Annotated in this window: 19 protein-coding genes; 8 read left to right on the forward strand and 11 right to left on the reverse strand. The window is 75.3% G+C overall.

Features of this window, described 5'->3' with window-relative positions:
• Nucleotides 1-21: 21 nt before the first annotated feature.
• Nucleotides 22-1,431: a family 2B encapsulin nanocompartment shell protein gene (locus ACFQ8C_RS11210; RefSeq protein ID WP_383454839.1), complete on the reverse strand. Its 1,410-nt coding sequence runs from the start codon at nucleotides 1,429-1,431 to the stop codon at nucleotides 22-24.
• Between the two features lie 634 nt (nucleotides 1,432-2,065).
• Here ACFQ8C_RS11210 and ACFQ8C_RS11215 point away from each other — a divergent pair.
• The gene (locus ACFQ8C_RS11215; RefSeq protein WP_383454841.1) at nucleotides 2,066-2,944 is read left to right on the forward strand and encodes an acetylxylan esterase; all 879 of its coding nucleotides are present in this window, start codon (nucleotides 2,066-2,068) and stop codon (nucleotides 2,942-2,944) included.
• Nucleotides 2,945-3,120: 176 nt separating this feature from the next.
• Here the strand turns inward: ACFQ8C_RS11215 and ACFQ8C_RS11220 are convergent, their stop codons facing one another.
• Nucleotides 3,121-3,462 carry a GNAT family N-acetyltransferase gene (locus tag ACFQ8C_RS11220; protein ID WP_383454843.1) on the reverse strand — a complete coding sequence of 114 codons (342 nt, stop codon included), beginning with the start codon at nucleotides 3,460-3,462 and terminating at the stop codon, nucleotides 3,121-3,123.
• Nucleotides 3,463-3,637: 175 nt separating this feature from the next.
• Between ACFQ8C_RS11220 and ACFQ8C_RS11225 the strand changes: the two genes are divergently transcribed.
• Nucleotides 3,638-4,207 carry an NUDIX domain-containing protein gene (locus ACFQ8C_RS11225; protein ID WP_383454846.1) on the forward strand — a complete coding sequence of 190 codons (570 nt, stop codon included), beginning with the start codon at nucleotides 3,638-3,640 and terminating at the stop codon, nucleotides 4,205-4,207.
• A 98-nt stretch (nucleotides 4,208-4,305) separates the two neighbouring features.
• Here the strand turns inward: ACFQ8C_RS11225 and ACFQ8C_RS11230 are convergent, their stop codons facing one another.
• The gene (locus tag ACFQ8C_RS11230; RefSeq protein ID WP_383454849.1) at nucleotides 4,306-5,568 is read right to left on the reverse strand and encodes an MFS transporter; all 1,263 of its coding nucleotides are present in this window, start codon (nucleotides 5,566-5,568) and stop codon (nucleotides 4,306-4,308) included.
• A gap of 70 nt (nucleotides 5,569-5,638) precedes the next feature.
• Here ACFQ8C_RS11230 and ACFQ8C_RS11235 point away from each other — a divergent pair, with 70 nt between their 5' ends.
• Complete coding sequence (locus tag ACFQ8C_RS11235; RefSeq protein ID WP_383454852.1) at nucleotides 5,639-6,658, forward strand: GlxA family transcriptional regulator; 1,020 nt, start codon at nucleotides 5,639-5,641, stop codon at nucleotides 6,656-6,658.
• Between the two features lie 85 nt (nucleotides 6,659-6,743).
• Here ACFQ8C_RS11235 and ACFQ8C_RS11240 read toward each other — a convergent pair whose 3' ends face one another.
• Nucleotides 6,744-8,984, reverse strand: a complete 2,241-nt coding sequence (locus ACFQ8C_RS11240) for a glycoside hydrolase family 9 protein (protein WP_383454855.1) — start codon at nucleotides 8,982-8,984, stop codon at nucleotides 6,744-6,746.
• Nucleotides 8,985-9,467: 483 nt separating this feature from the next.
• On the opposite strand from ACFQ8C_RS11240, the gene ACFQ8C_RS11245 reads away from it, so the two are divergent.
• Entirely contained in the window at nucleotides 9,468-12,875 is a 3,408-nt protein-coding gene (locus ACFQ8C_RS11245; protein WP_383454858.1) for a S8 family serine peptidase, read from the forward strand.
• A 134-nt stretch (nucleotides 12,876-13,009) separates the two neighbouring features.
• Here ACFQ8C_RS11245 and ACFQ8C_RS11250 read toward each other — a convergent pair whose 3' ends face one another.
• Nucleotides 13,010-13,690 carry a DNA alkylation repair protein gene (locus tag ACFQ8C_RS11250; RefSeq protein WP_383454861.1) on the reverse strand — a complete coding sequence of 227 codons (681 nt, stop codon included), beginning with the start codon at nucleotides 13,688-13,690 and terminating at the stop codon, nucleotides 13,010-13,012.
• 140 nt (nucleotides 13,691-13,830) lie between these two features.
• Here ACFQ8C_RS11250 and ACFQ8C_RS11255 point away from each other — a divergent pair, with 140 nt between their 5' ends.
• Nucleotides 13,831-14,028, forward strand: coding sequence for a hypothetical protein (locus ACFQ8C_RS11255; protein WP_383454863.1), 198 nt, complete (start codon nucleotides 13,831-13,833; stop codon nucleotides 14,026-14,028).
• 259 nt (nucleotides 14,029-14,287) lie between these two features.
• On the opposite strand, the gene ACFQ8C_RS11260 is transcribed toward ACFQ8C_RS11255, so the two are convergent.
• The 5 genes from ACFQ8C_RS11260 to ACFQ8C_RS11280 all read right to left on the reverse strand — a co-directional run bounded on the left by ACFQ8C_RS11260 (nucleotide 14,288) and on the right by ACFQ8C_RS11280 (nucleotide 17,450).
• The gene (locus tag ACFQ8C_RS11260; RefSeq protein ID WP_383454865.1) at nucleotides 14,288-15,100 is read right to left on the reverse strand and encodes a metallophosphoesterase; all 813 of its coding nucleotides are present in this window, start codon (nucleotides 15,098-15,100) and stop codon (nucleotides 14,288-14,290) included.
• A complete protein-coding gene (locus ACFQ8C_RS11265) occupies nucleotides 15,097-15,360 on the reverse strand; it encodes a BON domain-containing protein (RefSeq protein ID WP_383454868.1) in 264 nt (87 codons plus the stop codon). The genes ACFQ8C_RS11260 and ACFQ8C_RS11265 overlap by 4 nt, the downstream gene beginning before the upstream one ends.
• Nucleotides 15,353-16,000 (reverse strand): nucleotidyltransferase family protein, encoded by a 648-nt coding sequence (locus tag ACFQ8C_RS11270; RefSeq protein WP_383454871.1) that lies wholly within the window; start codon nucleotides 15,998-16,000, stop codon nucleotides 15,353-15,355. The genes ACFQ8C_RS11265 and ACFQ8C_RS11270 overlap by 8 nt, the downstream gene beginning before the upstream one ends.
• Nucleotides 16,001-16,485: 485 nt before the next feature.
• Nucleotides 16,486-17,178 carry an HAD family hydrolase gene (locus ACFQ8C_RS11275; protein ID WP_383454874.1) on the reverse strand — a complete coding sequence of 231 codons (693 nt, stop codon included), beginning with the start codon at nucleotides 17,176-17,178 and terminating at the stop codon, nucleotides 16,486-16,488.
• Nucleotides 17,175-17,450 (reverse strand): hypothetical protein, encoded by a 276-nt coding sequence (locus ACFQ8C_RS11280; RefSeq protein ID WP_383454877.1) that lies wholly within the window; start codon nucleotides 17,448-17,450, stop codon nucleotides 17,175-17,177. Before ACFQ8C_RS11280 ends, ACFQ8C_RS11275 begins: the two co-directional genes overlap by 4 nt.
• A gap of 188 nt (nucleotides 17,451-17,638) precedes the next feature.
• Between ACFQ8C_RS11280 and ACFQ8C_RS11285 the strand changes: the two genes are divergently transcribed.
• The 3 genes from ACFQ8C_RS11285 to ACFQ8C_RS11295 all read left to right on the forward strand — a co-directional run bounded on the left by ACFQ8C_RS11285 (nucleotide 17,639) and on the right by ACFQ8C_RS11295 (nucleotide 19,667).
• Nucleotides 17,639-18,220 carry an SRPBCC family protein gene (locus ACFQ8C_RS11285; protein ID WP_383454879.1) on the forward strand — a complete coding sequence of 194 codons (582 nt, stop codon included), beginning with the start codon at nucleotides 17,639-17,641 and terminating at the stop codon, nucleotides 18,218-18,220.
• Nucleotides 18,221-18,222: 2 nt separating this feature from the next.
• Complete coding sequence (locus tag ACFQ8C_RS11290) at nucleotides 18,223-18,651, forward strand: hypothetical protein (protein ID WP_383454881.1); 429 nt, start codon at nucleotides 18,223-18,225, stop codon at nucleotides 18,649-18,651.
• A 194-nt stretch (nucleotides 18,652-18,845) separates the two neighbouring features.
• Nucleotides 18,846-19,667, forward strand: a complete 822-nt coding sequence (locus tag ACFQ8C_RS11295; RefSeq protein ID WP_383454883.1) for a class I SAM-dependent methyltransferase — start codon at nucleotides 18,846-18,848, stop codon at nucleotides 19,665-19,667.
• 98 nt (nucleotides 19,668-19,765) lie between these two features.
• On the opposite strand, the gene ACFQ8C_RS11300 is transcribed toward ACFQ8C_RS11295, so the two are convergent.
• On the reverse strand, nucleotides 19,766-20,953 hold the full coding sequence (locus ACFQ8C_RS11300) for an MFS transporter (protein ID WP_383454886.1): 1,188 nt from the start codon (nucleotides 20,951-20,953) through the stop codon (nucleotides 19,766-19,768).
• Between the last annotated feature and the right edge of the window lie 66 nt (nucleotides 20,954-21,019).

The following is a 21,019-nucleotide window of genomic DNA, read 5'->3' on the forward strand; positions in this document are numbered from 1 at the left end:
ATCCGGGACGGACAGGGGGTGTCAGTCGCGGCGGCGGGCGATCTGCACGTTCTCCATCACGCCGAGGGCGTCGGGGACGAGGACGGCGGCGGAGTAGTACGTGGTGACGAGGTAGGACATGATCGCCTGCTCGCTGATGCCCATGAAGCGGACGGAGAGGCCGGGCTCGAACTCCTCCGGGATGCCGGTCTGGCGGAGGCCGATGACGCCCTGGTTCTCCTCGCCGGTACGCATGGCGATGATGGAGCTGGTCTGCTCCTTGGTGATCGGGATCTTGTTGCAGGGCAGGATCGGGACGCCGCGCCAGGCGGGGACGGACTGTCCGCCGAGGTCGACGTGGTCCGGGTAGAGCCCGCGGGCGTTGAACTCGCGTCCGATGGCGGCGATGGTGCGCGGGTGGGCGAGGAAGAGCTTGGTGCCCCGGCGGCGGCTGAGCAGCTCGTCCATGTCGTCCGGGGTGGGCGGGCCGGAGTGGGTCTGGATGCGCTGCTTGAAGTCGGCGTTGTGCAGGAGGCCGAACTCGCGGTTGTTGACGAGCTCGTGCTCCTGGCGCTCGCGCAGGGCCTCGATGGTCAGACGGAGCTGCTCCTCCGTCTGGTTCATCGGGCCGTTGTAGAGGTCGGCGACGCGGGTGTGGACCTTGAGGATGGTCTGCGCGACGGAGAGCTCGTACTCGCGCGGCTTGAGCTCGTAGTCCACGAAGGCGCCGGGGAGCACGGCCTCGCCGATGTGCCCGGAGGACATGGCGATCTCGGCCTCGCCGTGCTTGTTCTGCGCCTGGTCGGGGAGGCTGGAGAACGCCTCGATGTGGGCCTGGAGGGCCGGGGAGTTCGCCATGACCGCGGCGAAGTCGGCGCGGGAGAGGGAGAGGAGGGTGCCGGCGGTCTCGGCGGTGGCCGTGTAGTCCCAGGTGGCGTCGGCGTCGAGCAGCGCGTTCTCACCGAAGCGGTCGCCGTCGCCGAGCACCGCGACGGCGACGTCGTCGCCGTAGGGGCCCTCGGAGGTCTGGCTGACGCGGCCGTGGGCGAGGAGGTGGATCTCGCCGGCCGCGTTGCCCCGGGTGACGATGATGTCGCCGGCGGAGAAGTCGCGCTGGACGCAGCGGTCGGCGAGCGCGGTGAGCACGTCGACGTCTTCGAAGCCGCGGAGCAGGGCGAGTTCGCCGAGCTCGCGGGGGATCACGCGGACGGTGGCGCCGTCCTGGACGAACTCCACCCGGCCGTCGCCGACGGTGTAGCTGAGCCGCCGGTTGACCCGGTAGGCGCCGCCCTTGGTCTCCACCCAGGGGAGCGTCCGCAGCAGCCAGCGGGAGGTGATCTCCTGCATCTGGGGGGCGGACTTGGTGGTGGTGGCGAGGTTCCGCGCGGCGTGGGTGCTGAGGGACTGCTGCGGGGGCGCCGCCTGGGCTTCCGGGCTGGTGTCGACGGTCATCGGACCGGTCTCTCCTTAGCGAGGGTGGTGACCGGGCACGGCGGCACGCCGGACCGGTCGAAGGGGAGGAATGGAGGGAGGTGGTCTGGTCATCCGTCCAGACCCGGGGAACAGTAACGGCCCGTCAGCACGGTCCGCCCGGCGAGCCGAGGGGCATTACCTCGATGCAGTGATCTTGTTTGGAGTGTGGTTTACCGCCTGCTCGGGCGGCTTTCCGCCACCTGCCGGGGAGGCGGGGCGACAAGCGGGCCGGTGGGGGGTGGTGGGGCACGACGGCGCCCCGATCGGACGGCACGCGTTCCGGCCATGCCGACCTCGTCCGCCCCCTCTTGACAACCCGCCCCCGCCGTCACCCACGTCAACAGCGGGCGTCAACGCGGGCTCCGCTTCCTCGACCGGGAGTTCACGGGCGGCGTGGCGGGGCCGGTGGCCGTCGGCGGGCCGTACGCGCCGCCGGCCCCTCGGGGAGGGCGCGCACCGGCCGGCGGCCGGCGTCGTCGGTCTGGGCAGATGCACAGACGGGCCCGCGCAGGACTGGGCCCGCGCGCACAGACACGCGGGCCGGGCCGCTCCACGATGTCCCTGGCCACGGTCGCGAGGACGCGCGACCTCACGGAACCACGGAGGAGTTCCCATGCCAGGGAGAACGAGCCGCCTGCTGGGCGGTCTGCTGCTGGGCGTGCTGCTGATGCTCGGCACGACACCCGCCGCGACGGCGGAGTCCGCCGCCCCGGCGACGGCCGGCGGGATCCCGTCGGTCGGCACCGCGTGGGACCAGCCCGGTCCCTACGAGGTGGACGTCGACATCGAGGCGGTGCACACCTTCTACCACCCGCGCACGATGGGGGCGTCGGGCGAACGGCACCCGGTGGTGATCTGGGGGAACGGTACGGGGGCCGTGCCCGGGATCTACAGCTCGCTGCTGCGGCACTGGGCGAGCCACGGCTTCATCGTCGCCGCGGCCAACACCCCCACCTCGAACTTCGCGATCAGCATGCGGGCCGGCATCGACGTGCTGGAGCGGCGGAACGCCGACCCGGGCAGCGAGTACTTCGGCAGGGTCGACCTGGCGCACATCGGTTCGGCCGGGCACTCGCAGGGCGGGGCGGCGGCCGTGAACGCGGCGGTCGACGCGCGCGTGGACACCGCCGTCCCGATCCAGCCGGGGCCGCTGACGGACCCCGACCTCACCGACGTACCGGTCTTCTACCTCGCCGGGCAGCGTGACCTCACGGTGTGGCCGGCGCTGGTGAAGGCGCTGTACCGCGACTCGGGCCACCTGCCCGCCGTGTACGGGGAGGTGCGGGGCGCCGGTCATCTGTCGTCCATCGGGGACGGGGGCGCCTTCCGCGCACCGACCACCGCGTGGCTGCGGTTCTGGCTGATGGGCGACGAGAACGCGCGCGGCTTCTTCTTCGGCCCGGGCTGCGGCTACTGCGAGGACGACGCGCTGTGGTCCGGCTGGGACCGCAACGAGCGCGCCCGGCTGGTCCCGGGGCCGGGCGGCGTCTGAACACCGCCCGGCGACACGGTGGTCGGGGGGGGATCGTCGAGGACACCGGCGACGACCGTCCCGGCCACGCCTGGACCACCCGGGCGGGCGGGTCCGGGACGCGCGGGGAACCGGGGCGGCGGAGAGGACGGGGACGGGCGCGTCGCCCCGGGGAACCGGCGGCCCGCCGGAGGGGGCTAACGCCCCAGGCGCGCGTCCAGCCACTGGAGGACCTCGGGGGTGACCGCGTCGGTGATGTCCGCGAACTCCTCGTGCTTCTTGAGGAACTTGGCGACGTACGGGCAGACGGGCACGATCCGCATCCCGGAGGCGCGCACGTCCTCCAGCGCCTCCTTGACGAGAATGCCGGCGAGGCCCTGGCCCGCGTAGGCCTCGTCGACCTCGGTGTGGAAGAACACCCTGCGGTCGTCGCGGTCCCGGTACGCGGTCAGTCCGGCCCGCGCCCCGTCGACGAGGATCTCGTACCGGTGCCGCTCGTCGACACGGCGGACGACGGGGGCGGCGGTCTGCTCGCTCATGGGCGGCCTTTCGGGGGCGGGGCGGTCGGACACGCTTCACCCTACTCCCCGGTATCCGCAGGTGGGCGGGGTGGCCGGGCGGGACCGGCCGTCGCGCGGCCGAAACCGCCGTGCACGTCGAGGGGGGCGGCTCGTTGAACCCGGCGAATCCCTCTCCCCTTCTCCGGAGGCCGACATGCACCCCCTGCCCGCGCCCGCCCCCGCCGCCCCGCCGACCGCGGCGGAGTACCGGGCGATGCTCCCGGTCGACGAGTTCGTCGCGACGCTGCCGAAGGCGACCCTCTTCGGCGCCGTGTACCTCACCGACATGGACGACCGGCCCGTGCAGCTCCACGCGGTCTACAGCGCCGAGCACCCCTGGCAGTTGCCGGGCGGCACCGCCGAGGCGGGGGAACGGCCGTGGCGCACCGCCGTGCGGGAGACGGAGGAGGAGACCGGGCTCGTGGTGGGCGGACCGCCCCGGCTGCTGGCCGCGGTCTTCGGGCTGCCGGGGGCCGCGTGGCCGCTGGCGACGGCCGGGTACGTCTTCGACGGCGGACGGCTCACCGACCGGCAGATCGCCGGGCTCGTCCTCGATCCGGAGGAGCACGACGAGGTGCGCGTGCTGCCGCTCGCAAAGTGGCGGCCCCTGATGCCCCCGCGCGACTTCGCGCGCCTCACCGCCTTCGCGGAGGCCCGGCGCACCGGCACGGCCGCGTACGTCGGCGCGTGGGACTGGGACGAGCCCCCGGCCGGGGAGGAGTAGGCGCCTCCCCCGACGCCGGGTGCCCGGGCGCTCGGGTGCCCGGATCTCCGGATCTCCCCTGCGCGGTCGACCGGTCGACCGGGGCCCGGGCCCCGTCCTCAGGTGCTCGGGGCGCGGCGGAGGGTGCGGATCGCCGGGACGGCCAGCAGGGCGACGCTCGCCGCCACGCAGGTGGCCGCCGACAGGAGCAGGAAGTGGTGGGGGGTGGCGAGGGTGGTGGCGGGGCCCGCGAGGAGCTGGCCCGCGGAGATGCCGGAGACCGAACCGGCGAGCTCGTAGGCGCTGACGCGGTTGAGGACCTCGGGCGGGGTGTGGGTCTGCACGCTGGTGGCCCACATCACCGACCAGAAGGCGAGCGCGCCGCCGGCCAGGGCGTGGGCGGTGAGGAGCACGGGCAGGCCGGCGTCCAGGGCGACGGAGAGCGGCAGCGCGGTGTAGAGGAGCATCGCGGTCGCGCCGGCGGCGAGGGGGCGGGCGGGGCGCAGCCGGAGCGCCAGGAGCCCGCCCAGTACCGTCCCCGCGCCGAGGAAGGAGACGGCCAGGCCGTACGCGTTCGGGCCGAGGCGGTCGCCGATCAGGGCGGAGGCGAGCGGCACCAGGGGGCCGAAGACGAGCACGCCGTGGACGACCCAGATGAGGACGACCGCCCACATCCAGGTGCGGGCGCGGAACTCCCGCCAGCCACGGCGCAGGTCGCGGCGGAGCGAACTCCCCGTGCGGGGCGCGGAGTCGGCGGTCTTCGGGGCGAGGCGCAGCAGGGCCAGGCAGAGGGCGCTGACGAGGAAGGTGGCGGCGTCGATCGCGTAGACCGTGCCGGGGTCGGTGACGGCGATCAGCAGGCCCGCGAGGGCGGGGCCGAGGAGGTGGGCGAGCGCGTCGGCGACCTTGAGGGTGGCGTTCGCCCGGTGCGGGTCGCGGGCGACGAGCGGGACCATCCCGTTCACCCCGGGCAGGAACATGGCGACGGCCGCGCCGGCGGCGGCCGCCATGGAGACGAGGAGCCAGAACGGCGGCCGTCCGGCGAAGAACGCCGCGGCCAGCACCCCCTGGGTGGCCACCCGCACGAGGTCGGCGCCGACCATCATCCGGCGGGCGCCGAACCGGTCGGAGAGGACGCCGCCGAAGAGGACCAGCAGCACGAAGGTGCCGGTCCAGGCGCCGAGGACGAGGCCGACGCCGGTCACGCCGTACAGCGCGCCGACGGCGAGCGCGGCGGCCACGGGCATCATCGCGTCGCCGAGGAGGGAGATCGCGCGGGCGGTGAAGTAGAGGCCGAATCGGCGGTCCCACAGGGGAGTCGGGGAGGTCGGCGGCCCGGCGGGGACGGCCCGCGCCCGGAGTTCTGGCTGCTTGGTGGTCACGTACCGATGCTGGTCCGGACCATCGACGGTCCCCAGTGTCCCGAACGACACGATGGGGTACTTTCACGCCATGACCCCGCCGCCCCCGCCGACCCCGCCAACCCGGCCCGAACCCCCGGCCCCGCACCGGGTCGTGGCGCTCCTGCTGCCGCCACAGGCCGCGTTCCCGCTCTCGTGCGCCTCCGAGGTCTTCGGCGACCACGGGCCCCTGGTCCCGGCGCGGTACGCCTTCGAGGTCTGCGCCGAGCGACCGGGGGCGGTGCGGACCGAGGCCGGCTACGAGCTGCTGGTCGCCGCCGGGCTCGACGCGCTGGAGCGGGCGGACACCGTGGTGGTGCCCGGCTGGGGGCCCGCGGCCGGGAGCGAGGTGCCGCCCGCCGTGGTGGCGGCGGTGCGGCGGGCGCACACCCGCGGGGCGCGGGTCGTCGGACTCTGCGCGGGCGCGTTCGTGCTCGCCGCCGCCGGGCTCCTGGACGGGCGGCGGGCCGCGACCCACTGGTCGCGCGCCGCCGAACTGGCCTCCCGTTTCCCCCGGGTGCGGGTCGACCCCGCGGTGCTGTACGTGGACCACGGCGACGTCGCGACCAGCGCCGGCGGCGCGGCCGGCGTGGATCTGTGCCTGCACCTGGTGAGCGCCGACCAGGGCGCCGCGTACGCGACGCGGATCGCCCGGCGGATGGTCATGCCGCCGCACCGGGAGGGCTGTCAGCTCCAGTACGCCGAGCTGCCGGCCGCCGGGCCGGTGGCCGACTCCCTGGCGCCGCTCCTGGAGTGGCTGGGCGAGCGGCTGGAGCGGCCGGTGTCCGTGGCCGAGATGGCGGCCCGCGCGCGGGTCTCGCCTCGGACGCTGACCCGGCGCTTCACCGAGCAGCTGGGCATCAGCCCGGGGCGCTGGCTGCTCGACCGGCGGATCGCCGCGACCCGGGCCCTCCTGGAGGAGACGGACCTGCCCGTGGAGACCATCGCCCACCGGGTGGGCCTCTCCTCGGCCGTCAACCTCCGCCGCCGCTTCCACGAGGCCCTGCGCACCACCCCCGCCGCCTACCGGCGCGCCTTCCGCGCGGAGAAGGCGGGGGCCGCCCGGGGTTAGGCCGTCTCCTCCGGATCAGGCCGGGTGAGGGAGCGGCGTCCGGGGCGTGCGGTCGCGGGGCGGAGGAGGGAGCCCCGCGCACGGTCTAGCCCTGGTCGGCCACGAAGGACGCCATCCAGGTCAGGGCGGAGTTCCAGTTGATGGTCAGTTCGTTGGTGGACCAGGACTGGATGTCGTCGATGTAGCAGAACTGGCCGGTGCAGCCCTGGAGTCTGGACTGGGCGAGCGGGTCCTGGATGCTGGAGTTGGGGCCGCCGGAGAGCGAACCGGCGGGCGGGTGGGGGAGCGTGGGGTCGAGCTGGTGGGCGTACCAGCGGCTGTGCTGGTTCAGGGCGCTGACCTCGCCGTAGCCGGTGACGTAGGAGAGGTTCAGGGCGTTGCGGCCGAGGACGTAGTCCATGCTCTGGACGGCTCCGTCGCGGTACGCGGCGGCGCCGGTGAGGTCGTACGCGGTGGCGAGGACGACGGCGTTGTTGAGGATCTGGTGGGTGGAGCCCCAGTCGTACTTCTGTCCCTCGGGGGCGTACGGCATGCCGTAGGGGTGGGCCTTCAGGGTGGCCAGGTAGCGGTCGGCTCCGGCGCGGACGGAGTGGCGGACCTTGTCGCGGCCGGGGAGGCGGTTGGGGACGGTGGCGAGGTCGAGGCGGGCGGGGACGGCCGTCCTCGCCCAGTCGAAGCCGACGGGGCCGAAGACGTCGGCGGTGTGGACGGGCGAGGAGAGGACGTGGTCCCTGAACCCGCTTTCCCCGGTGGTGAGGTAGAGCTCGGCGGCGGCCCAGTAGAACTCGTCGGAGACGTCGGGGTCGGCGTAGGTGCCGCCGCCGATGCCGTCGCTCTCGGAGGCGAGGACGTCGGGGTGGGCGAGGGCGGCGGCCCACGCCTTGCGGGCGGCGGCGAGCGCGGTGGCGGCGAACCGGGGGTCGTACTCCTCGTAGACGCGGGCCGCCTGGGCGGCGGTGGCGGCGAGGTTGAGGGTGGCGGCGGTGGTCGGCGGGTGCAGTTCGCGCTTCTGCGGGTCGGCGGAGGGCAGGAGCGGCAGTCCGGTCCACTGCTCGTCGTGGATCTTGTGGTGGGCCATGCCGGCGAGGGGTTCGCCGTCGGGGACCTGCATCTTCAGGAGGAAGTCCAGCTCCCAGCGGGCCTCGTCGAGGAGGTCGGGGACGCCGTTGCCGCTCTCGGGGATGGCGAGGGTGCCGTCGCCGAGCGCCTCGGCGTGGCCGGTGCGGGCGTGCCGGGCGCGTTCGTGGGTGGAGAGGAGCTGCCAGACGGAGATGCCGCCGTTGACGACGTACTTGCCGTGGTCGCCGGCGTCGTACCAGCCGCCGGTGACGTCGAGCGTGTAGTCGCAGACGCCCGGCTGGCAGGGGACCTGGGAGTCGCCCTGGTTGGGGGCGGTGCCCACGTGTCCGGCCGCGCGGCCGTAGCCCGGCCGCAGGTCGTCCCGGATGGCGGTGCCGCTGCGCTGGGTGTAGTAGAACTTCGCGGCGTCCAGGCGCAGTCGGTCGTAGGCGGCGGTGCCGATGTCGAAGGGGCGGCTGGTCTCGCCGTCGACGGTGAGGGTGAGGCCGGTGCCGGGCTTGCGGTGTCGGCCGAAGTCGATGGAGTGGACGTTCTGTCCGGAGGAGGCGTCGACCCCGCGCGGGACGGTCCAGCCGCGCGCGACGGCGGTGCCGTCCGCGTCGTCGAGCCGCCAGGGGAGCCGGGTGGTCGCCTCGGTGACGAGGGTGGCGTTCTTGGGGCCGCGGGGCAGATAGGCGACCTGGTTGACCCGGACGCGGGGGCCGGTGTCGGGCTCGTACTTCTCCGGTGGCACCCCGCCCAGGAGGGAGACGTCGTCGAGGCAGAACCGCCAGGCTTCGGCGGCGCCGCCGAGCTGGAAGGCGACCTGTCCCTGGGTGGTGTCGACCGGGGAGGTGAAGGTGTACGCGTAGGTGTCGCCGGAGACGCTGAGCTGCGGCACGACCTCGTGGTACGCGTCGTACGGGGCGACCTGGAGGCCGACGACGGCGCGGACCGAGTGGCCGGCCGGGGTGCCGGTCGCGCGGAAGGCGATGCGGTACGTCTCGCCCGCGGAGAGGGCGAGGTCGTTCTGGCCGACGCCCGCGTCCCAGCGGTTCACGGTGCCGCCGGGCACGTCGGCGCAGAGTCCGCCGTCGGCCGGGCCCGCGGTGACGCCGCTCGTCCACCAGGACGCGGCGCCGTCGTCGAAGGCGCCGTTCACGATCCGCTCCACCTCGTCCGCTCCGGCCGGTGCGGCGGGCACCGCGGTCAGGCCCGCCGCCAGCAGGGCCGTCAGGGACATCAGGGCGGTTCTCCGTCGGTTCACGTCCGGGCTCCTCATGGGGGGTCGGTGGAGCACGCCCTCGGTACGAGCATGACGTGGGAGCGCTCCCAAGTGAGTGGTGGACATCCTCGCGACCGGAACGCGGGGTCGTCAACGGCACGGACGGGACCGGGCTTTCGCGGCTCGGAAACGGCCAATCGGAGAGGGGCGCTCCGGTCGCGGCACCGCGGACACCGGAAAAGCCCGCGCCGACCGGGTTTCCGGGGTGTCACCCGAGGCCGCCGTCGCACAGGAATCGCACGGGTGTCACACCCTCGTCACACCCCTGTCGCCGCCCCATCGAACTCGCGCCCTCCGCCGTGGCCGGAATCCCGTCGCTCCCACCCCGCTCGCCCGGACCGCCGTTGATCACACCCCGGTGAGCTCACATACTGCGCTGACCGACGGCGGGCGCCTCTCGCGCCGCCGGCCGGAACCGACCACTCGACCTCATCCCAAGCTCCTGGGGGAGACTTGCGCGCACACGTGCGGAGAGCACGCGCCCTGACGATCACGGCGGCCACCTCGGTGGCCCTGCTGGCGGGCATGACCGGCCCGTCCCCGGCGATCGCAGCGAACGTCACGTACAACACCACTGAAAACGACGGGACTTACCGTTCCGATCCGTCAACGAACCCCGGCGCGCGGCGCGTCGGCGGCGACCAGCGGATCCCGCTCGTCACCGGCGACCACGTCGTGGTGGACGCCGGAGGCCGGATGGTCCGCTTCGAGGCCGCGGCCGGCCGCGAGCGCATACCCGTCGAGATCCGGCGCACCGGGGACCGCACCCTGGTGGTGCCGGGCGACGCGCAGCGCCTGATCGCCGAAGGCCGCCTGGACCAGCGGCTCTTCGACCTCGACGTTCTCACCGATCCGAGGCTGCGCGCCCATCACGGGGCGGGGCTCAGACTGATCGTGCGGTACGAGGGCGGGGTCGCCGCGGCGCGGGACCGGGTCCGCGCGGACGGCGGCGCCGAGGTGCTGCGGACCCTGCCGGCGCTCGGCGCGGACGCGCTCCAGGCCTCCCGGGACGACCTCGCCCGGGTGTGGGAGGCGCTCACCGACCGGGAGCGGAGCGGCGCGCGGACCACCGCCGCCGGCATCGGGAAGGTGTGGCTCGACGGGGTGCGCCAGGCGCGCCTCGACCGGAGCGTCCGGCAGATCGGCGCCGACAAGGCCTGGGAGTCCGGTTACGACGGCACGGGGGTGAAGATCGCCGTCCTGGACACCGGTGTCGACCGGACCCACGAGGATCTGCGGACCCGGGTCGTCGCGGAGCGGAACTTCTCCTCCTCCCCCGACGCGGTGGACCGCGTCGGGCACGGCACACACGTCGCCTCCATCGCCGCCGGCACCGGCGCCGCCTCCGGCGGCCGGTACAAGGGCGTGGCACCCGGCGCCGAGGTGATCAGCGGGAAGGTCCTCGACGACGAGGGGTACGGCGACGACTCCGCCGTGCTCGCGGGCATGGAGTGGGCGGCGGCCGAGGGCGCCGACATCGTCAACCTCAGCCTCGGCGGCCCGGACAGCCCCGGCGTCGACCCGCTGGAGGCGGCGGTCGACCGGCTCTCCGCCGAGAAGGGCATCCTCTTCGCGGTCGCCGCCGGAAACGACGGCGAGGCCGGTGCGTCGACGGTCGGCTCGCCCGGCAGCGCGGACGCCGCGCTGACCGTCGGCGCCGTCGACCACGAGGACCGGCTCGCGCCCTTCTCCGGCACCGGCCCGCGGCTCGGTGACGGCGCGGTGAAGCCGGACGTGACCGCGCCCGGCGTCGCCGTCACGGCCGCCGCCGCCCCCGGCAGCGTCCTCGACACCCGCCCCGGCACCCCGCATCCGGCGCCGGGCTACCTCCAGCTCGACGGCACCTCCATGGCCACCCCGCACGTGGCGGGCGCGGCGGCGATCCTGAAGCAGCGGCACCCGCAGTGGCGGGCCGCCGAGCTCAAGGGCGCGCTGACCGGGTCGGCGAAGGGCGGCGAGGGCCTCACCGCCTTCCAGCAGGGCGCGGGCCGTGTCGAGGTCGACCGGGCGCTGACCCAGACGGTCATCGCCGAGCCGGGGTCGCTGAACTTCGGCACCGCGCTGTGGCCGCACGGCGACGACCGGCCGGTCACCCGGCAGCTCGTCTACCGCAACCTCGGGACGGCCGACGTCACCCTCGACCTGTCGGTGGCCACCCTGGACCCGGCCGGCAAGCCGGCCCCGGAGGGCTTCCTCACGCTCGGGGCCCCGAAGGTGACGGTGCCGGCCGGCGGGACGGCGACGGTCGACCTCGTCGCCGACACCAGCGTCGGCGAGGCCGACGGCACCTACTCCGGTCACGTCACCGCCACCGGCGCGGGCGGGACGGTACGCACCGCCGCCGTGGCCGTGCGGGAGGCGGAGTCGTACGACCTCACGGTCAGGACGCTCGGCCGGGACGGCGCCGACGCGCGGAACTTCGCCAACACGCTGACCGGCGTCGGCGGAGCGGCGGCCGGATTCCAGGCGCGCGTCGACAACGAGCCGGGCAGCCACACCCTGCGGGTGCCGAAGGGCGCGTACACGCTCAACACCGCGGTCTACGAGGACCCTTCGGACTACACGAAGGGCACGGACTGGATCGCCCAGCCGAAGCTGGACGTCACCGCGGACACCACCGTCACCGTCGACGCGCGCACGACGCGGCCGGTGGACCTGACCGTGCCGGGGATCGACCGGGCGGACTACGCGGGCACGTACTACGAGCGCGACACCGAGATCGGCCGGGTCGGCAACGGCTGGGTCCTGCGGGGCTTCGCCGGCTTCCGCACCGCCCACCAGGGTCCGGCCGTCACCGACGGCTCGCTGCTGCAGACCTGGGACGCGCACTTCCTCAAGGACCCCGCCACCCAGTACGCGGTGGCCTTCGGCGGCCCCGCGGACACGGTCGCGACCGGCTACACCCGCCACGTGAAGGACGGCGAGCTGGCCACCCTGAAGGTCGGCCTCGGCTCCTCCGCGGCCGACCGGACCGCGCTGGCCTCCCCCTACGCGCACCTGCCGGGAGCGCCGGAGGGCAACGGCTTCTCCGCGCCGCAGCCGACGCCGGGCACCCGCACCTTCCGCGTGTCGACGGCCGACGGCGTCTCCTGGCTGACGCGCTTCAACCAGCTCGGCGCGCCCGACGAGTGGGGCTACCCGGCCTTCGAGGGCAGCTACGAGATGCTCCGGCCGAAGCGGTACGAGGCCGGCCGGACGTACCGGGAGCGGTTCAACGCCGGCGTCTTCGGGCCGCTGCTGGACGAGGGCATGGGCGTCTTCCGCACCGCGCCCGACCCGGTGACGGGCGAACAGGGGCTCGTGGGCGCCGTGCCGCTGCTCGCCGACGGCGAGGGCCACGCGGGCTCCTCGCTGTTCGCGTCGGCGACGTCGACGCTGTACCGCGACGGCGTGCGGGTGGCGTCGAACGACGATCCGCTGAGCGGTGGACGGCCCTTCGCGGTCGACGGCACCGAGGCCGCGTACCGCCTGGTCACCTCGGCCGAGCGGCCGGCGGGCGTCGCCGGGGTGTCGACCCGGATCGACACCTCCTTCGCGTTCCGTTCGAAGGAGGTCGCGCGGACCACGGCGCTGCCGGTGTCCACGGTCCGCTTCGCGGCCCCCGTCGACCTCGCCTCCCGCGCCCCGGCGCACGCGTGGGTCTCGGTCCCGGTCACGGTGCAGGGCTCGGCGGCCGGCGGGAACCTCGGGTCGCTGACCGTGAAGGTCAGCTACGACGAGGGGAAGAGCTGGCGGTCGGTGCCGGTGGTCGGCGGCCGGATGGCCGTGCGGAACCCGGCGAAGGACGGCGGGATCTCCCTCTCCGCCGAGGTCACGGACCGGCAGGGGAACACCTCGACGGTGTCGATCCGCAACGCGTGGCTCGGAAGGTGACCTGACCCGCGGGGCGTGGCACTCCCTCCCCTCCTCCGCCACGGGCCCGCGCCCGCGCGGGCGCGACGCCGACGGGATCCGCTCCCGGCGGCCGCCGCGCCGGCGAGGACGCCGGGGCGGCCGGGAGAGACGTGTCACGCCTCGCGGCGGCGGACCATCTCGGCGATCCAGACGGGGGCGTAGGGAGAGGTGCAGCCCCTGGGGGTCGGGTAGTCCTTGAGGACCCCCAGGCGCTCGCCGACGGCGAGGGCGCGCTCGCGGAGGGCGGGGTGCTCGATGCCGATCCGGGCGAGGCAGTGGTTCATCGCCCACTGGAGCCGGTCGGGGGCGTCCCTCATCCCGGCCTCGACGGTGTCGAGGAGACCGTCGAGGTCGAGGCCGTCGGGACGCTTCGCGACCCGCTCGGCGGTGAGCTCCCAGCCGGCGCTCGCGACGACGGGGTCGGGGTCCGCGAGCCAGGCCCGGCGCAGCTCCTCGGCGTGCGGGCCCTTCTTCACCACGTAGTTCACGAGCCAGTCGTGGACCTTGGGCGCGCGGGCCCCGCGGAGCATGGCGTCGAGTTCCTCGCGCCCGAACCCACCGGGGCGGCAGACGAGGGTGGCGAGGAGCCTGGCGGCGGTGTCGCCGCTCGCCCACAGCGCGCGGGCGAGCTCGTGCCGGGTCCCGAGCCGCTTCGCGATCGCGCGCAGTTTCGCGAGGTTCACGCCGTGGTCGTCGCCGTGCCGTTCGTTGACCTCCCGCATCCGGGGGTCCTCCAGTGCGGCCAGCTCGGCCAGCAGCCCGTCCACCGTCTCCCCGGTCTCCGTACCGGCCATCCCGCCCTCCCTCGTCTCGTCGTACGGCCTCCACCCTACGGTCCGCCGTTCCGGCCGCCCCCGGACGGCTGTTCGGGCGCGTGGCGGGTAGGCGCCGTGGACACGGAGACGCACGAGAAGGACGGCAGGCGGCGAGGACGATGCGCGGACACACCGGGGAAAGGACGGCCGACGGGGAGACCGGCTGCCGGCACCGGCTCACGGACGAGGAGTTCAGGACGCTGATACGGGAGGCCAGGGCCGAGACACGACGCGGCTTCCTGGGCCGGCCACCGCCCGGCGAGACGGATTTCTCGCTCCGCACGCAGCACGCCGAGTTCGGCGCGTCGGCCCACTGAGGCCGCTGTGGGCGGAGCGGCTCGACCGGGTGAAGCCGGTGTCGTACACCGGGTGAAGCCGGTGCCGTGCGCGGCCCCGCGTCGCGGGCCGTCCCTCCGTCACCGACAGGGTGAGCCCCTGACGGCACGGGGAACACGGACGTGGAGGGCCCGAGGCGCGGCCTGCGCACTGCCGGCCGCGCTTCTGCTGTGCGGCTGGACTTCTGCCGTGCGGCCGCGGGGCGTCCGCCGCGCGCGAGGACGGCGCGACCGACGCCGGTCAGCGGTTGCCGTAGCGGGCCGTGGTGGTGTCCGCGTGCGCCGCGGAGCCGTCGAGGGGCAGGCGGTAGAGGGCGTAGGCGTGGTCGATGACGGGCTGCGCGACGTTCCTCACCCGGACCCCGCCGGCCGTCATGCCGTGCTCGGTGCCCAGGTGGGCGTGGCCGTGCACGGCGAGGTCGGCGCCCTGGGCGTCGATCGCCTCGGCGAGGAGGTAGCTGCCGAGGAAGGGGTAGATCTCCGGCGGTTCGCCCGCGAGGGTGTCGGGCACCGGGGAGAAGTGCGTGAGCGCGACGCGGACGGCGCAGCCGTGCTCGGCCAGCTCGCCGAGCGCGCGGGCCAGGCCCTCGGCGCTGCGCCGGGTCGCCCGGACGAAGGCCTTCATCTCGGGCTCGCCGAACTCGCCCGCGCTGCGCCCCACGAACCCGCCGCAGAAGCCCTTCACGCCGGCGACGCCGACCTTGTGCCCGGCGACGGGCAGGACGGTGCTCTCGCCCTCCAGCACGAGCACGCCGGCATCGCGCAGGACCCCGCCGACCTCGTCCGGTGTGCCCGCGTGGTGGTCGTGGTTGCCGAGGACGGCGACGACGGGGACGCCGAGCGACGCGACCTCGCCCGCCACCACCTCGGCCTCGGCGACGCTGCCGTGCCGGGTCAGGTCGCCGGCCAGCAGCAGCAGGTCGGCGCAGTCGGGGAGGGCCTCGAAGGCGGGGCGGAGCAGGCCCGCGCAGTCCTCGCCGAGGTGGATGTCGCCGACCGCGGCGATGCGGACGACGGGCTCGGGGGCGGCGCGTTCCGGGCCGAGGAGGGTCATCGCAGCTCCTCCCCGTGGTCCGGGGCGTCGCGACCGGCCACGGCGACCTCGGTGCGGACCGTGAGTCCGGAGAGGGTGGCCCGGGCGAGGGCCAGGATCTCGTCGCGCCGGGTGGAGTTCGGGACGGTGCCGGTGAGCAGCACGACGCCGCCGCGCCGCTCCACCCGCACGCCGAGCTCGGCCGGACCGTCCCCGGCGAGCCGCTCGCGCAGCCGGGCGACGCGGTACTCGTCCTCGTACGGCTCGGGTCGTTCAGTCACGGGGATCGGCCTCGTCTCGTGTCGGCGCGGGGTGCGGGAGGACGTCGAGCAGGTGGAGCAGGTGGAGGAAGGCGGCGGCCATGGGGCGGTCGCCGGTCTCCTCGCGGACCCGGTCCCAGTCGACGCGTTCGCGCAGGCCCCGCGCGACCGGCAGCAGGGGGCCGTAGTCGCAGTGGTGCTCGGAGAGCGCGGCGAGCCGGCCGACCATCAGGTCGGTCGGGTCGAGCACCGGCAGGTGCACGGAGTCGACGGGAAGGATCCGGGCCCGGTCGAGGAGCTCGGTGGTGACGGCCCGTCCGGCGAGGGAGAAGATCAGGTCGATGTGCTCCCCGCCGCTGCGGGCCTTCACCAGCCAGTCCTCGGGCGGGTCCACGATCCGGATGCCGCGTCCGCGCAGCAGCCGGACGACGGTCTCGGAGTCCTCCGCGCGCAGCGCGAAGTCGGTGTCGTGCTGGAGCCGGACCGGGATGCCGTACGCGTAGGCGGCCACGCTCCCGACGAGGGCGAACGGGCAGCCGGAGCCCTTCAGGACGGCGCCGACCTCCTTGGTGACCTCCAGGATGGCCTGGGTGTGGTCGGGCGGCAGCGTCTCCGTCGGGCCCGCGCCGTCCTCGTCCCGGATGTGGGTCATGAGGTTCATGCCTCCTCCTCGGCGGGGGCGGGCGCCCCGACGACCGGCGGGTCGGGCGCCCGGGCACCGGCGGTGCGCGGGACGGTCGTCGTCATGGCGGGCCTCCTCGGGGTGCGGGCCGGCCCCTCAGGCGGGCGGCTCGGGCGCGGACCCGCCGGACCGGGTCCGGCGGCGGTGGCCGGTGTCGCGGAACGGGTCCGGCAGACCGCGCCCGCACCCGCACCGGCACCGGCACCGGCACCGGGCGACGACGGGCCGCTCGCCGCGGCGCACGATCCCGGTCCCGTCCGCGGCCACGACCTCCACCGGCCCGTCGACCGGCAGGGGCCCCTCCGCGACGGAGGTGCCGCGGACGGCGGGGCGGGGTGCGCGGATGGGTTTCACGGGGTGCCTCCGGAGGAGGAGGGGGCGGGCGGTGCCGCTGCGGCCGCCGCGCTCCCGGAGTGGACGGTGTGGCGCCTGCCCCCTCCCGGGTCGGGCATGCCCGACCGCGCTCAGCGGGGCGGACGGGAGAGGGGGCCGGTGTCCAGGTGGCGGAGGAGGGTGGCGGCGTCGTCGTAGACGAGGACCGCGCCGGCGTCCTCCAGTTCGCGGCGGGTGGTGCCGCCGGTGAGGAGCCCGATGCAGGGCACACCGGCGCGGCCCGCGGCCTCGACGTCCCACACCGTGTCGCCGACGAGCACGGCGTCCTCCGGTTCCGCGCCCGCCCTGTCCAGCGCGGCCCGCACCAGGTCGGGGGCGGGTTTGGTGGCGGACACGTCGGAGCCCGAGGTGGCCGCGTCGATGACGTCGTCGGCGCCGAGCCTGGCGCGTACGGCGGCCACCTCCTCGTCCGACGCGGAGCTGGCGAGCACGATCCGCCAGCCGCGGGCGGCGGTGGCGCGCAGCAGCTCCGCGGCGCCCTCGAAGGGGGCGAGGGTGTCGAACCAGGTGGCGTAGAGCGTGCCGTGGGCGTTCGCGATCGCGTCGTCCTCCTCGGCCCGCCGGTCCGCGCCGAGCACGGCGTCGAGGAGCCGGTCCGCGCCCATGCCGACGGCGTGGTGGATGCGGGACATCGGCACGACGTGGCCGTGCTGGCGCAGGGCCAGCCACCAGGTGAGGGTGTGGAGGTAGGTGGTGTCGACGAGGGTGCCGTCGAGGTCGAACAGGGCGGCGCCGCGGGTCTGCGGCGCGGGGTGCGGGGTCATCGCGTCTCCCGGGGACGGAGGGGTGCCGCTGCGGCGGCGCCTTCCTCGGGCGCCGGCACCGTGCGCCTGCCCTGGTCGGGACGGCCCATGCGGGCGCCGTCGCCGTGGACGGCGGTGGCGGGGGTGACGGGGGCGGGGATGACGGGGGCGGCGGCAGCGGTGGTCCTGGCACCCCGGCGGGCCGCCGCGAGGGCGAGGACGCCGGTGCCGGTGCCGGTGCGCAGGTCGAGGGTGCGGGCGCTCCGTGCCGGAGCTCGGGGCCTTGTCCGCACGGCGGCGTCCCCTGGGGGCGTACCCCCACCGGGCGGTCCGACCGTCCTCACGGGCTGCCTCCGCTCGGCTTCGTCCGGCGCGGCTGCCCGTCCCGGACCGCCGCACGCGCGCGTGCGGCGGTTACGGCCTGCCGGGGCGGGTAGCCGCGCGCCGACAGTGCCATGCCGACGGCAGGGAGATGAAAGAGATGGTGTACGACACGATCGAGGTGGAGGCTCCGCTGCGCGAGGTCTACGACCAGTGGACGCAGTTCGAGGAGTTTCCGCGCTTCATGGACGGGGTCGAGGAGGTCCGGCAGCTCGACGACCGGCTCTGCCACTGGCGGACCAGGATCGCCGGCGCGACCCGCGAGTTCGACACCGAGATCGTCGACCAGCTCCCCGACGAGCGCATCGCGTGGCGGACGGTCGGCGGCGACGTGAAGCAGAAGGGCGTCGTCACCTTCGAGCGGGTGGACGACGCGCACACGCGTGTGCGCCTCGCCATGGAGGTGGAGGCCACGGGCATGGCCGAGAAGGCGGCGAAGGCGATGGGGATCGTGGAGAACCGCATCGAGGGCGACCTGCACCGGTTCAAGGACTTCATCGAGGACCGCGACCGGGCGACCGGCGGCTGGCGCGGCCGGCTCCGCCCCGCGGACAGCTCGGGCGGCGGTACGCCCACCGACCCGGCGACGGCGACCGACGACGTACCCCCGTACGGCATGGCCACGCCCCCGTCCGAGGACAGGCCCCTGCGGCACGGCCCTCCGTACACCGGCCCCATGTAGCCATGGATCTCCCCCGCTCCGCCTTCCGCCTCCTGGACGTGTCCCTGCACACGGAGGAGAGGGGCCGCCTCCCGGTGGCCCTGGGCAGCGGGTCCGGCCGGGCCGCGCCGCTGGTCCTCCCGGAGGGCTCGGTGGTGAGTGTCGGGCTGACCTTCCGGCTGGACCGGGAGGTCGACGGGCTGACCTTCGAGGCGGAGCGCGCCCGGGACGGCCTGGTCCTCGCCACCACCCGGACGCTGCTCGGCGGCTTCCGCAGCGGCGGGCCGTACGAGGTGCGGCTCCCGCCGGAGCGGATGCCCGTGGGCCGGTCGCACTGCGGCCTGTACGAGGTGACCGGGCGGCTGACCGACGGGCGCGGCCGCGAGCTGGCACGCGAGGCCCATCACGTCCGGCTGGTGCATCTGGAAGGGGCGCCCGCCGTGCCCTCCTGAGCCCGCCGGAAGGACCGGGGACCGCTCCTGGCGCCTCGGGCGCGGCGCGGCCCGCCCGGCCCGCCGGCCCGCCCGGATGGCGGGCGGGGGCGCCGGGGTGGACGATCGACGGGACGCCGGCGGTCCGGGGCGTGCTCCGCACGCGTCACCGTCGCCGTAGCCGTCGCTCCCTCCGCGTGAAGGGACCTTCGCCCATGGAACCGCGCGATCAGGACCCGGCCGCCGGAGTGGCGCCGGCACGTCCCCGGTACGGCGAGGCCGTGTTCCGGCCCGAGCAGGCCGGGGAGGGCGAGCGGATCGACTTCGGTGCGCTCGCCTACGACGACGTCACGATGGCGCGGCTGAGGGCGCTCGGCGTCGGGCCGGGGTGGCGGTGCCTGGACGTGGGGGCCGGCACGGGGACGGTGTCCCGCCGGCTCCTTCAGGAGGCCGGGGTGGCGGGGGTGCTCGCGGTCGACCGGGACGTGCGGTTCCTCGCCGGGCGGCCCGTGCCGGGTCTCGAACTGCTGGAGGCCGACGTCACCGACCCCGGCTTCGCCCCGGGCCGGTTCCGGCTGGTGCACGCGCGGTTCGTGCTGATGCACCTCCCGGAGCGGGAGCGCGTGGTGGCCCGGCTGGCCGGGCTGGTCGAGCCCGGCGGGGTGCTGGTGCTGAGCGACGCCGTCGACCTGACGAGCGAGGGGGCGCCCGGGACGCCGTACGCGGTGGCGATGCGGGCGATGTGGCGGGGGCTCGGGGACACCATCGGCACGGACGTCTCCTGGGTGCCGTCGTACCCGGCCCTGCTGCGCGCGGCCGGGCTGCGGCGGGTGGGGGCCGAGATCCACGTGCCGCCACTGGTGCCGGGCAGTCCGATCAGCCGTTTCTGGGCGGACACCTGGGAGCGCAGCCGGGCGGCGATGGTCGCCACGGGGCTGGTGGACGACGCCGCCCTGGACGGGGCGGTGCGCTATCTGGAGTCGGAGGAGTGCGCGGCGCTGTCGGCCGGGATGCTCACGGTGTGGGGCCGGCGCTAGGCGATGCTCACGGTGTGGGGCCGACGCCAGGCCGTCCCTTCCGGATCCCGCCGCGAGCGGATCCTGCCGCGGGCCGGGCGGGATCCGGGGGGGACGGTCTAGGCCGCCGCGCGGGCGCGCCGCAGCAGGTACGCGGCGGCGGAAGCGACCAGGACCAGCATGCAGGCGATGAAGACCAGGCCCGCGCCCTCCAGGCCGAGGGGGTCGGCGAGCAGGCCGACGCCGATCACCGGGATGGAGATGCCGGTGTACGCGACGACGAAGAGGGACGAGATGACGGCGGCCCGCTGGTCCGGGGGCGAGGCCTCGGCGACGGCCGAGAGCGAGGCCCGGAAGGCGAGGCCCTGACCGATGCCGCCGACGAGGGCGGCGAGGACGATGAAGAGCAGGTGGTCGGTGGCGAGGGCGCAGGCGAGCAGGACGAGACCGGCGAAGAGGACGGCGCACCCCAGCGGCAGGGAGCGGGTGGCGCCGACGCGGCCGGCGGCGACCTGGCCGGCGGTGGAGGCGAAGAAGGCGAGGGCGACGACGAGGCCGCTGACGGCGTGGTCGTCGACGTGGAGGTAGCGGGCGAGGAAGGCGGGGCTGACGGAGGTGAAGACGCCGAAGAGGGCGAAGCCCGCGAAGGAGGCGACGGCGGCCGGTACGAACACCCCGCGCACCCGGGCCGGCAGGGCGGGCTTCCGGGGGCGCACGGCGCTGAGGGGCCGGCGGTCCTCCACCGTCTCGGGCAGCCACTGGAGGACCAGGGCCGAGAGCCCGACGAGGACGAGGTGGACGGCGAAGGGCAGCAGCAGCGGCTCGGGGGCGTACTCCGCGAGGAGGCCGGCGAGGAGGGGGCCGCAGCCGAGGCCGCCCATGTTGGCGGCGGTCGCGACGAGGGTGGCACGGGCGGCGCCGCCGGGCGGCGCCAGCTCCATGACGTACGCGGTGGCGGCGCCGGTGAAGAGACCCGCCGAGAGGCCCGAGAGCAGCCGGCCCGCGTACAGCCAGCCCAGGGCGTCGGCGCAGAGGAAGCAGACGGCGCTCGCCGCCGCGAAGCCGAGGCCCCAGCGGAGGGTGGGGCGCCTGCCGATGGTGTCGGAGGCGTTGCCCGCGAGGAGGAGCACACCGATGACGCCGAAGGCGTACACGGCGTACACCACGGTGACGGTCAGTTCGGAGAAGCCGAACTCCTCCTGGTAGAGGGGGTAGAGCGGGGTCGGGAGCGTGGTGCCGGCCATGCACACCACGAACACCGCTCCGCCGAGCAGACACCGCAGCCATCCGCGTCGATCACCGGCCATACCGGCGACCGTAACCCGCTCGCCCCTTCCGGCCCCGGCAGCGCGGCGGTCCGGCCACACCGCCGG

Origin of the sequence: Streptomyces sp. NPDC056503 (assembly GCF_042794995.1) — a bacterium.
Lineage (GTDB): Bacteria > Actinomycetota > Actinomycetes > Streptomycetales > Streptomycetaceae > Streptomyces.

What these genes read in the sequence shown, in the direction of transcription:
- ACFQ8C_RS11220 (WP_383454843.1), bottom strand. Translation starts at nt 3,462, where the DNA reads ATGAGCGAGCAGACCGCCGCCCCCGTCGTCCGCCGTGTCGACGAGCGG.
- ACFQ8C_RS11235 (WP_383454852.1), top strand. Translation starts at nt 5,639, where the DNA reads ATGACCCCGCCGCCCCCGCCGACCCCGCCAACCCGGCCCGAACCCCCG.
- ACFQ8C_RS11250 (WP_383454861.1), bottom strand. Translation starts at nt 13,690, where the DNA reads ATGGCCGGTACGGAGACCGGGGAGACGGTGGACGGGCTGCTGGCCGAG.
- ACFQ8C_RS11225 (WP_383454846.1), top strand. Translation starts at nt 3,638, where the DNA reads ATGCACCCCCTGCCCGCGCCCGCCCCCGCCGCCCCGCCGACCGCGGCG.
- ACFQ8C_RS11255 (WP_383454863.1), top strand. Translation starts at nt 13,831, where the DNA reads ATGCGCGGACACACCGGGGAAAGGACGGCCGACGGGGAGACCGGCTGC.
- ACFQ8C_RS11285 (WP_383454879.1), top strand. Translation starts at nt 17,639, where the DNA reads ATGGTGTACGACACGATCGAGGTGGAGGCTCCGCTGCGCGAGGTCTAC.
- ACFQ8C_RS11260 (WP_383454865.1), bottom strand. Translation starts at nt 15,100, where the DNA reads ATGACCCTCCTCGGCCCGGAACGCGCCGCCCCCGAGCCCGTCGTCCGC.
- ACFQ8C_RS11290 (WP_383454881.1), top strand. Translation starts at nt 18,223, where the DNA reads ATGGATCTCCCCCGCTCCGCCTTCCGCCTCCTGGACGTGTCCCTGCAC.
- ACFQ8C_RS11215 (WP_383454841.1), top strand. Translation starts at nt 2,066, where the DNA reads ATGCCAGGGAGAACGAGCCGCCTGCTGGGCGGTCTGCTGCTGGGCGTG.
- ACFQ8C_RS11210 (WP_383454839.1), bottom strand. Translation starts at nt 1,431, where the DNA reads ATGACCGTCGACACCAGCCCGGAAGCCCAGGCGGCGCCCCCGCAGCAG.
- ACFQ8C_RS11275 (WP_383454874.1), bottom strand. Translation starts at nt 17,178, where the DNA reads ATGACCCCGCACCCCGCGCCGCAGACCCGCGGCGCCGCCCTGTTCGAC.
- ACFQ8C_RS11270 (WP_383454871.1), bottom strand. Translation starts at nt 16,000, where the DNA reads ATGAACCTCATGACCCACATCCGGGACGAGGACGGCGCGGGCCCGACG.
- ACFQ8C_RS11295 (WP_383454883.1), top strand. Translation starts at nt 18,846, where the DNA reads ATGGAACCGCGCGATCAGGACCCGGCCGCCGGAGTGGCGCCGGCACGT.
- ACFQ8C_RS11300 (WP_383454886.1), bottom strand. Translation starts at nt 20,953, where the DNA reads ATGGCCGGTGATCGACGCGGATGGCTGCGGTGTCTGCTCGGCGGAGCG.